The organism is Streptomyces sp. NPDC058375 (assembly GCF_042723425.1).
Taxonomy (GTDB): domain Bacteria; phylum Actinomycetota; class Actinomycetes; order Streptomycetales; family Streptomycetaceae; genus Streptomyces; species Streptomyces durocortorensis.
On record NZ_JBHXJG010000029.1, the window covers coordinates 34549 to 44712 of the forward strand.

General features: G+C 70.0%; 10 protein-coding genes. 7 read left to right on the top strand and 3 right to left on the bottom strand.

Going from position 1 to position 10164, the window contains the following annotated elements:
- The first annotated feature begins 17 nt into the window (after window positions 1-17).
- The 3 genes from ACFWM7_RS07720 (at window position 18) to ACFWM7_RS07730 (ending at window position 2060) form a co-directional block, all read left to right on the top strand.
- Window positions 18-497, top strand: a complete 480-nt coding sequence (locus ACFWM7_RS07720; RefSeq protein ID WP_383256324.1) for an NUDIX domain-containing protein — start codon at window positions 18-20, stop codon at window positions 495-497.
- Window positions 498-604: 107 nt separating this feature from the next.
- The gene (locus ACFWM7_RS07725; RefSeq protein ID WP_383256326.1) at window positions 605-1135 is read left to right on the top strand and encodes a DUF2269 domain-containing protein; all 531 of its coding nucleotides are present in this window, start codon (window positions 605-607) and stop codon (window positions 1133-1135) included.
- 4 nt (window positions 1136-1139) lie between these two features.
- On the top strand, window positions 1140-2060 hold the full coding sequence (locus ACFWM7_RS07730) for a GNAT family N-acetyltransferase (RefSeq protein WP_383256328.1): 921 nt from the start codon (window positions 1140-1142) through the stop codon (window positions 2058-2060).
- 73 nt (window positions 2061-2133) lie between these two features.
- Here ACFWM7_RS07730 and ACFWM7_RS07735 read toward each other — a convergent pair whose 3' ends face one another.
- Complete coding sequence (locus ACFWM7_RS07735; RefSeq protein ID WP_383256330.1) at window positions 2134-3345, bottom strand: MFS transporter; 1212 nt, start codon at window positions 3343-3345, stop codon at window positions 2134-2136.
- Window positions 3346-3485: 140 nt separating this feature from the next.
- Here ACFWM7_RS07735 and ACFWM7_RS07740 point away from each other — a divergent pair, with 140 nt between their 5' ends.
- Window positions 3486-3944, top strand: coding sequence for a MarR family winged helix-turn-helix transcriptional regulator (locus tag ACFWM7_RS07740; protein WP_383256332.1), 459 nt, complete (start codon window positions 3486-3488; stop codon window positions 3942-3944).
- Between the two features lie 41 nt (window positions 3945-3985).
- Window positions 3986-4438 carry a GNAT family N-acetyltransferase gene (locus tag ACFWM7_RS07745; protein WP_383256335.1) on the top strand — a complete coding sequence of 151 codons (453 nt, stop codon included), beginning with the start codon at window positions 3986-3988 and terminating at the stop codon, window positions 4436-4438.
- A gap of 59 nt (window positions 4439-4497) precedes the next feature.
- Here ACFWM7_RS07745 and ACFWM7_RS07750 read toward each other — a convergent pair whose 3' ends face one another.
- Window positions 4498-5874, bottom strand: coding sequence for a serine hydrolase domain-containing protein (locus ACFWM7_RS07750; RefSeq protein WP_383256337.1), 1377 nt, complete (start codon window positions 5872-5874; stop codon window positions 4498-4500).
- Window positions 5875-6041: 167 nt separating this feature from the next.
- Between ACFWM7_RS07750 and ACFWM7_RS07755 the strand changes: the two genes are divergently transcribed.
- The gene (locus tag ACFWM7_RS07755) at window positions 6042-6755 is read left to right on the top strand and encodes a dienelactone hydrolase family protein (protein WP_383256339.1); all 714 of its coding nucleotides are present in this window, start codon (window positions 6042-6044) and stop codon (window positions 6753-6755) included.
- Window positions 6756-6761: 6 nt separating this feature from the next.
- Here the strand turns inward: ACFWM7_RS07755 and dnaB are convergent, their stop codons facing one another.
- Window positions 6762-8237 carry a replicative DNA helicase gene (gene dnaB / locus ACFWM7_RS07760; RefSeq protein ID WP_205080941.1) on the bottom strand — a complete coding sequence of 492 codons (1476 nt, stop codon included), beginning with the start codon at window positions 8235-8237 and terminating at the stop codon, window positions 6762-6764.
- Between the two features lie 458 nt (window positions 8238-8695).
- On the opposite strand from dnaB, the gene ACFWM7_RS07765 reads away from it, so the two are divergent.
- Window positions 8696-10033 (top strand): MATE family efflux transporter, encoded by a 1338-nt coding sequence (locus ACFWM7_RS07765; protein WP_383256341.1) that lies wholly within the window; start codon window positions 8696-8698, stop codon window positions 10031-10033.
- The last annotated feature ends 131 nt before the right edge of the window (window positions 10034-10164 follow it).

Genomic DNA, 10164 nt, shown 5'->3' on the forward strand with positions numbered 1-10164 from the left:
CGGGCCACTCTCTTGCCATGACCGAACGTCCTGTGGTCAAGCGCACCGCACGCGCCGTCCTGCTCGACGGCGACGATCTCATCCTGATCAAGCGCACCAAGCCGGGAGTCGATCCGTACTGGCTCACGCCCGGCGGCGGAGTCGAGCCCGAGGACGCCACCGTCGTCGAGGCGCTGCACCGCGAGGTCGACGAGGAACTCGGCGCGAAGATCGTCGACGTGGTCCCGTGCTTCGTCGACACCGTGGAGCACATCGCGGACGGCGGCGTGACGGGGGTGAAGGTCCAGCACTTCTTCGTCTGCCGACTGGCGTCGATGGACATCTCCCTGCGGCACGGCCCGGAGATCGACGAGCCCACCGGGGAGTACGAGATCGTGCGGGTGCCGTTCAGCCGGGTCGGAATCGCGGCCGTGCACCTCGTTCCGCTCTCCCTGCGGCACTACCTTGACGGCAACATCGAGGGCGTACGGGCGATGCACGCCCCCGACCTGGGCTGACGTCCCTCTCGTCGGGCATGCGCCCCGGCAGGTACTCCCCGCCGGGTACGCGCGGATACTCCCGCTGCCGGACGCCCCGCGGCGTCCGGCTCGGCATCGTGTTTCACGTGAAACCACTCAAGCGCCCCGTACGCCGAGGGCTCCTCGTCGCCCATGTCGCCGTCTCCGTCAGCTGGCTCGGCCTGACCGTGGGTCTGCTGACGCTCGGCATCACCGCGTTCGCCACCGGAGATCCCGCCACCGCGGGAGCCGCCACCCGGGCCATGAAAATCTTCGGGGACTGGCTGGTGATCCCGGTGGCGCTGCTCGCCCTGGTGAGCGGCCTGGTGCTGGCACTGGGCACTCCCTGGGGTCTGGCCCGGCATCGCTGGGTGTGGACCAAATTCTGGCTGACCCTGATCACGACCGGACTGTCGATCTTCTCCCTGCGCCCCGGCATCGATGCGGCGGCCGCCGCCGACGAGGCCGTGGACATCAATCTCGTGATCGCGCCGTCGGTGGCCACCGCCACCTATTTCTTCATCACCGCGATCTCGGTCCTCAAGCCCTGGGGGCTCACCCGCCGCGGCAAGCGGCTGCGGTTCTCGGCCAGTTCCGCGAAATCGGTGGACGCGCGATCACCCCGTCAGACAGCCTGACCCCATGCACAGCCCATCACCCCGCTCCCTCGTCGACCTGCCGATCCGGCGCCTCAACCGGGGAGATCTGATCCCCTGTGCCGACCTCTGCGAGGACCGCGGCTGGCCGCGCGACGAACGCCGGTGGGGGCTGCTCCTCTCGGCCGGCACCGGGTACGGGATCGACGCCCCGGACGGCAAGGGCCTGGCGGCGACCTGCCTGACCATGCCGTACGGATCCGACTTCACCGCGGTCGGCATGCTGCTCGTCGCCGAACGCTACGCACGTCGGGGACTCGCCCGCCGGCTCATGCGGTACGTGATGGAGACGGTGGGCGACATCCCGCTCGCCCTGTACGCCACCGAGGAGGGGCGGCCGCTCTACGAGGACCTCGGCTTCTCCGCCGTGGGCCGGGCCGAACGCGTCGGCGGCCGGTTCGAAGCGGGCGGGCCCGACGACGCCCCCTCGGACACAGCCTCACCCGCCCACTCCTCTCCGGCGCTCCCGCCCTCGTCCGTGACCACACGGCCTGCCGCGGCAGACGATCTGCAAGCGATGATCCGGCTCGACCTCCCCGCGTTCGGCGCCGACCGGACGCATCTCCTCGCCCGGCTGCCCGCCTTCTCCGACCGGCTGCAGGTCGCCGAGGCGCACGGCGAGCTGGTCGGTTACGCGGCGCTCTGGCCGAGCGGGCACGCCGAGGTGGTGGGGCCGCTGATCGCCCGGGACACGGCCACCGCGCAGGCCCTCGTCGCGGCCCTGGCAGCCAGCACGGACCGGCCGCTGCGGGCGGAGGTCGACGCCCGCCACAAGGAACTGCTCGGCTGGATGGCGGAGCACGGTCTTGAGCCCCTCTCCGGGACCACCGTGATGACGTACGGCATCCCGGATCTGCCCGGTGACGCCGCCCGCAGGTTCGCCCCGCTCACCGTCGCGACGGGCTGACGCCGCAGCAGCCGCGCCGCCTTGAGGGCGGTGCGGCTGCTGGGGGTGCGGGACGGCTTCTGGGGAGCCGGGCTCAGTGCCGGGCCGCCGCCACGGGGGCCGGCTCGGGGCTGCTCCCGGCGACGATCCGGCCCCTGCCGGTCTCCCGGCGCTCCAACAGACTGGAGAACACCGCCAGTACCAGAGCCGAGGCGGCGAGCACGGCGCCGACCCAGTTGGGGGCGGTGTAGCCGAGACCGGCCGCGATGACGAGACCGCCGAGCCAGGCGGACAGGGCGTTGCCGAGGTTGAAGGCCCCGATGTTGACGGCGGACGCCAGCGTCGGCGCACCCGCCGCCTGGTCCAGGACCCGCTTCTGCAGCGGAGGCACGGTCGCGAAGCCCAGGGCGCCGATCAGGACGATGCTGACGGCCGCGGCGAACTTGTTGTGGGCGGTCACGGTGAACAGGCCGAGGACCAGGGCGAGCGCGCCGAGCGAGACGTACAGCAGGGGCATCAAGTGGCGGTCGGCGAACTTGCCGCCGATCAGGTTGCCAGCGACCATGCCGAGGCCGAAGAGAACCAGCAGCCAGGTGACGGACGAGGCGGAATAGCCGGCGATCTCGGTCATCATCGGGGTGATGTAGGTGATCGCGGCGAAGACTCCGCCGAAGCCCAGGACGGTCATGGCCATCGCCAGCAGGACCTGGACGTTGCGGAACGCGGCCAGCTCGTGGCGGATGCGCACGCCTTCCGCCTTGGGCTGTTCCGGGACGAGCTTCGCGACGCCGAGCAGTCCCACGACCCCCAGGGCGGCGACGACGAGGAACGTGATCCGCCAGCCCGCGGTCTGGCCGAGATACGTGCCGAGCGGCACGCCGACGACGTTGGCGACGGTGAGGCCGGTGAACATCATGGCGATGGCCCCGGCCTTCTTCTGCGGGGCGACCAGATCGGCCGCGACCACCGAGCCGATGCCGAAGAAGGCACCATGCGCGAGGGAGGCAATCACCCGTCCGGCGAGTATGACGCCGAAGACCGGGGCGAGCGCGGACACGAGGTTGCCCACGATGAACAGCCCCATGAGGAGCATCAGCATGCGCTTACGGGTGACGCGGGTGCCCAGCAGCGTCATCAGCGGGGCTCCGATGACCACACCGAGCGCGTAGCCGGTCACCAGGAAGCCCGCGGTCGGGATCGAGACCTGGAAGTCACCGGCGACCTCGGGGAGCAGCCCCATGATCACGAATTCGGTCGTTCCGATCCCGAATGCCCCGATGGCAAGGGCGAGGAGCGCGAGCGGCATGGGTTTCACCTTCCCTGGAGATTGCGTCTGCGCCTTACGAGCGTCCACAATAATTGCAGACGCTGGTTAATTGCAAACGCGGGCTATTGCAGATGTCCCCTATCCTGGAGTCAGGCAGCTCCCGTACGGAGGAGAGAGACATGACAGCGACCGACCCCGCCCTGACCGCCATCGCCCAGAGCTGGTGCACGCTCTCCCTGCTCCACGGGAAGATCGAGGCCCGTATCGAGCGGGCCCTCCAGGCTGGCCACGGGCTCAGCGCCCGGGAGTATTCGCTGCTCGACGTGTTGAGCCGGCAGCACAACGGCGTCGGCGGACACCTCCAGATGAAACAGGTCGCCGACGCCGTCGTCCTCAGCCAGAGCGCCACCACCCGGCTCGTCACCCGGCTCGAGGACCGTGGTCTGCTGACCCGCTACCTGTGCGACACCGACCGCCGGGGCATCTACACCGACGTCACCGAGGCCGGACTCACGCTGCTGGAGACCGCCCGGCCGACGAACGACAGCGCACTGCGGGCGGCCCTGGACGAGGCGGCGGAGAACCCGGAGCTCGCCCCGCTGGTCAGGGCCGTCGAAGAGCTGAAGGTCCCGGTCTGACCGACCCTGGCGTCCCCGGCGCCCGCCCTAAGATGCCGATCATGAGCGATCTCGAAATACGCCCCGCCACGCCGGACGACCTGGTCGCAGTGGTCGCGATGCTCGCCGACGACCCGCTGGGTGCACAGCGTGAGTCCCCGGACGACCTCGCCCCGTACCGGGAAGCACTCCAGCGGCTGGCCGGCGACCCGAACCAGCACGTGGTCGTCGCCGTCCGCCAGGAGCGGGTCGTCGGCACCCTTCAGCTGACCATCATCCCGGGGCTGTCCCGCCGGGGCTCGACCCGCTCGATCATCGAGGGCGTCCGCATTCACGGCGACGAGCGGGGCAGCGGCCTCGGCACCCAGCTCATCCAGTGGGCGGTGGACGAATCCCGCCGACAGAACTGCCAGTTGGTGCAGCTGACCTCGGACGCCACCCGCGAGGACGCGCACCGCTTCTACGAGCGACTCGGCTTCACAGCGAGCCATGTGGGCTTCAAGCTGGCGCTCTGACAGAAGGTGAACGGGTGGGTGTTTCACGTGAAACACCCACCCGTTTACCGGACCTGAACTCAGCCGCCGAGCCCCCGCCAGCCCTCCGCGTCCACCCCGCCGGGCACGGCCGCCCCCGCCTCGTACGGCTCCCGCGTGAAGACGAACGAGCCGAGGTCGAGGTGGTCCACCGAGCCGTCGTCCTTGCGCACGACGCGCAGGGTCTCCCCCGCGTAGTAGTCGTTCTGGCCCGTCCAGGTGCCGTCCGGGCGGTAGGTGAAGGCCGCGCCCCGCCCCTTGCCGCCCAGCGGCGTGAGCTGCAGGCCCCGGTCCCCCGTGAGCCTCAGCGTGAACGGGTTGGTGCCCCAGTGCCAGACACCGGTCAGCGCGAGCAGCTCGTCGTCCACCTCGGGCAGCGGGCGCCAGGGTTCCGGGATCCGCGGCTCGGCCTCGACGACGATGCCCAGGAGCTCGGCGGCCACCGTCGCGGCGGGCAGCCCGGAGGTGACATTGGCGAGGACGACCGCCGCCACATCCTCCTCATCGCACACCCAGAGCCCGGCGACGAACCCGGGAAGCGATCCCGTGTGCCCGAAGAGCACGCGCCCCTCGCCCCCGACGATCTGGAGTCCGAGGCCGTAACCACTGGCACCCGTCTCGACCGGTGCGGCGGGCGTCCGCATCTCCCGCACGGAGGAGGCCGACAGCACGCGGTCGTCGCCCTCGGTCAGGAAGGCGGCGAACCGCAGCAGGTCCTCCGCAGTGGACCAGAGCTGACCGGCGGGCGCCATGATCCCGAGGTCCTCCGCGGGCTCACTCAGCATGACGTCGGCCCAGGGGTGGACGGCCCAGCCACCCGCGTGCGGTGCCACGGGGTCGCTCGTCGTGCGGTGCATGCCCAGCGGTTCCAGAATCTCGCGGCACAGCGCCTCCTCCCAGGCGACGCCGCGTACCGCTTCCACCAGCGAACCGAGCAAGGTGTAACCCGGGTTGGAGTAGTGGTGGCGATGACCGGTCGGGTGCGTCATCGGCCGGTCGCCCAGCACGTCGGCGAGCTCGGGCCGCAGGGTGCCGGGCGTCCGCTCCCACCAGGGCGCGGGCGCTTCGGCGCCCAGCCCCGAGCTGTGGCAGAGCAGCTGAAAGACGGTCACCCCGCCCACGCCCGTACCGGGGAGGTGCTTCTCCAGGGGGTCGTCCAGATCGATCAGGCCCTCGTCCCGCAGCCGCAGGATCAGAACGGCCGTGAACGTCTTGGTGATGGAGCCGATCCGGTACTGCGTGTCGGCGTCGGGAGCATGCCCCTCGACGCACGTACGCGCCCCGCTCCAGGCCGTACGCCCCTGCCGCCCCACCGCTGCCACGAGGGACGGCGCCCGGCCGTCCCGCTGCGCGACGGCGATGCGGTGCAACAGGGCCCGTTGCGTACTGGGGAGCAGGTCTTCGCCGGTAGAAGTCATGGACCCACCCTTATCCCACGGGCCGCCCCCTGACGAACCCTTTTCCACGGGAAAGTCCCGGCACGCTCACAGCGAGTCGAGAAATCCCCTGACCGCAACGGCGAATTCCACCGGCACGGTCCCGTGGACGGTGTGTCCGGCGCGCCTCCAACAGCCCGGGTGCCCAGATGCTCCAGCACGGCGGCGTCCTCGACATAACCGGAGCGGGAGTAATCGGCGGCACGGTCGGAATGACCGTGCCCCCGCTGGCGGACGCCTTCGGTATCCGGCCCACGATCCGGGAGATGGCCCGCGAACTGGCCGGGCACGGGTACTACGTGCTCGTCCCCAACTGCTTCTACCGGGAAGGGCCCACACCGATCATCGACCTTCCCGGCCACATCGGAGAAGCGGACCGGGACGCGCTCGTCGCCCGGTTGATGCCACTGATCAAGGGCCTCACCCCCGAACGCGTCCTGAGCGACGCCGACGCCTACCTCAGCTTCCTCACGGCCCAGCCCGAGGTGAGCACCGGACCGGTCGCGGTGACCGGCTACTGCATCGGCGGCCTCCTGGCGACACGCACTGCGGCCGCCCACCCCGGACAGGTGGCCGCCCTCGCCGCGTTCCACGCCCCCGTCGCGGCCGACGGACCCGAGAGTCTGCTCCGTCTCACCGCCGACGTCCACTTCGGCCACGCCGAAACGGACATCACACCCGAGGCACTCGCCGAGCTGAACCGGTCCCTGGACGCCGCGGGGGTCGATCACACCTCCGAGATCTACCCCGGCACCGTTAACGGCTTCACCATGACCGACACCGACGCCTTCGACCCGGCCGGCCTGCGGCTCCACTGGGACCGCCTGCTTCCGCTCCTCGGCCGCGTCCTGGCGAAGCGCTGAGCCGGCTCAGGTCTGCGCCATGTCCACGAAGCGGGAGTAGTGGCCCTGGAAGGCCACAGTGATGGTGGCAGTCGGGCCGTTACGGTGCTTGCCGACGATGATGTCGGCCTCGCCCGCGCGCGGAGACTCCTTCTCGTACGCGTCCTCGCGGTGCAGCAGGATGACCATGTCGGCATCCTGCTCGATGGAGCCGGACTCACGCAGGTCGGACACCATCGGCTTCTTGTCCGTACGCTGCTCGGGACCACGGTTCAGCTGCGAGAGCGCGATCACCGGCACCTCCAGCTCCTTGGCCAGCAGCTTCAGGTTTCGAGACATGTCCGAAACCTCCTGCTGGCGGCTCTCGGACCGCTTCGATCCACCGGCCTGCATCAGCTGCAGATAGTCGATGATCACGAGCTTGATGTCGTTGCGCTGCTTGAGCCGACGGCACTTCGCGCGGATCTCCATCATCGACAGGTTGGGGGAGTCGTCGATGTAGAGCGGAGCGGCCGAGACCTCGGGCATCCGGCGCGCGAGCCGCGTCCAGTCCTCGTCCGTCATCGTGCCGGACCGCATGTGGTGCAGGGCCACCCGCGCCTCGGCCGACAGCAGACGCATCGCGATCTCGTTGCGCCCCATTTCGAGGGAGAAGATGACGCTGGGCAGGTTGTTCTTGATCGACGCGGCGCGCGCGAAGTCCAGCGCCAGCGTGGACTTACCCATGGCGGGGCGGGCCGCGATGACGATCATCTGGCCGGGGTGCATGCCGTTCGTCAGGGCGTCGAGGTCCGTGAAGCCCGTCGGCACACCGGTCATCTCGCCGCTGCGTGAGCCGATGGCCTCGATCTCGTCGAGCGCGCCCTCCATGATGTCGCCGAGGGGGAGGTAGTCCTCGCTGGTGCGCTGCTCGGTGACCGCGTAGATCTCGGCCTGGGCGGAGTTGACGATCTCGTCGACGTCCCCGTCGGCCGCGTATCCCATCTGCGTGATCTTCGTGCCCGCCTCGACCAGCCGCCGGAGCACCGCCCGCTCGTGGACGATCTCCGCGTAGTACGAGGCGTTGGCCGCGGTGGGCACGGACTGCACCAGGGTGTGCAGATACGGGGCTCCGCCGACCTTGGTGATCTCTCCGCGCTTCACCAGTTCGGCGGCGACCGTGATCGGGTCGGCCGGCTCGCCCTTGGCGTAGAGGTCGAGGATCGCCGAGTAGACGGTCTCGTGGGCGGGGCGGTAGAAGTCGTGCCCCTTGATGATCTCGACGACGTCCGCGATGGCGTCCTTGGACAGCAGCATGCCGCCGAGCACCGACTGCTCGGCGTCGAGGTCCTGGGGCGGCACCCGTTCGAAGCTGGGGGCACCGCCTTCCCAGGCCTCGTCCGAGCCGCGGTCGTGGCGGTCCTCGCGCCCCTTGCGGTCCCCGCGACGCTGACGGGAGACAGGCAGACGGTCCCCGGGGCCGGTCTCGGTCCAGGGGTCGTCCAAAGGCTCGGGAATGCTCACCGGGCCGCCTCCTCCCGTCCGCATCGCGGACCTAGCCGTGCCACTCTTTCTTACGGCACGGCACCGACAAACAGGTCGCCCGACTCCACTTCCGGCGCGTCTGGTTCGGTGGATTCCGGTGCCGGAACGGAGTGCGGGCGCCGCACCACGGTAGGCCCCTCCGCACCGTCAGCCAATCTGGTTATCCACAGGGCATGTGGACGACGGACCAGATGCTGTGGAGAACCCTGCCGAACCTGTGCACGGACCGGGGGACAGCACTGTGGACAAACTCATAGCGATACCGGTGCGACCACCCTGACCTGCATGTTCTCCGTCCACTGACTGTGGGGGAGAAAAACTTTCGCCCTCATTTCAAGATCACCGCCAACGACGCGGGGAGGACAGCCCCACCGGGGCGCAAGTAAGGGCCAAGAACCAATTGCATCTCTTACCTGTGGAAGATTAGATTGGCCCTCATGACCCAGGCCCCCGCGACCCCGAAGAACGGCCGCCGACGACACGACCGCGAGATCGTCGCCCTCGCCGTCCCGGCGTTCGGCGCACTCGTCGCCGAGCCCCTCTTCGTGATGGTCGACAGCGCCGTCGTCGGCCACCTCGGCACCCCGCAGCTGGCCGGCCTCGGCATCGCCGCAGCCCTCCTCATGACGGCCGTGAGCATCTTCGTCTTCCTCGCCTACGCGACCACGGCGGCCGTCGCCCGCCGCGTGGGGGCAGGCGACCTGCCCGCCGCCATCCGTCAGGGCATGGACGGCATCTGGCTCGCCCTCCTGCTCGGAGCCGCTGTCGTCGCCCTCGCGATCCCGACAGCCCCCTGGCTCGTCGACGTCTTCGGTGCGTCCGACACCGCGGCCCCGTACGCCATCACGTATCTGAGGATCTCCATCCTCGGCATCCCGGCCATGCTCGTCGTGCTCGCCGCCACCGGCGTACTGCGCGGCCTCCAGGACACCCGCACCCCGCTGTACGTCGCCATCGGCGGTTTCACAGCGAACGCCGTCCTGAATGTGACCCTCGTCTACGGGGCCGGGCTCGGCATCGCCGGATCCGCGTGGGGCACGGTGATCGCCCAGGTCGGGATGGCCGTCGCCTACCTCGTCGTGGTGATCCGCGGAGCACGGAAGCACGGTGCCTCCCTGCGCCCCGACGCGGCCGGCATCAGGGCCAGCGCACGGGCCGGCGTACCTCTGCTCATCCGGACCCTGTCCCTGCGCGCCGTCCTGATGATCGCCACCGCCGTCGCCGCCCGGCTCGGGGACGTCGATATCGCCGCGCACCAGATCATCCTCTCCCTCTGGAGCCTGACCGCCTTCGCGCTCGACGCCATCGCCATCGCGGGGCAGGCCATCATCGGCCGCTACCTGGGGGCGAACGACGAGAAGGGCGCGCGCGAGGCCTGTCGCCGCATGGTCGAGTGGGGCATCGGCTGCGGCATCGTGCTCGGCGTCCTGATCGTGCTCGCCCGGCCCCTGTTCATCCCGCTCTTCACGAGCGACCCCTCGGTGAAGGACGCCCTGCTCCCCGCGCTGCTGGTCGTGGCGGTCTCGCAGCCGATCGCCGGCGTGGTCTTCGTCCTGGACGGTGTCCTGATGGGAGCCGGTGACGGACGCTATCTCGCCTGGGCGATGCTGGTGACGCTCGCCGTCTTCGCTCCCGTCGCGCTTCTGGTGCCCACCCTCGGCGGCGGGCTCACCGCGCTCTGGTGGGCGATGACGCTGATGATGGCCGTCCGCCTCATCACGCTCTGGCTCCGTACCCGGTCGGGCCGGTGGATCGTCACCGGCGCTACGCGCTGATCCGTACGTTTCACGGCGCGGGCGGCTCGTTTCACGTGAAACAGGCCGCCCGTTTCACGTGAAACGTCCGCGGTGTTTCACGTGAAACACCGCGGCCTCCGGAAACGGTGAAGGGCCGCACCCAACGGGTG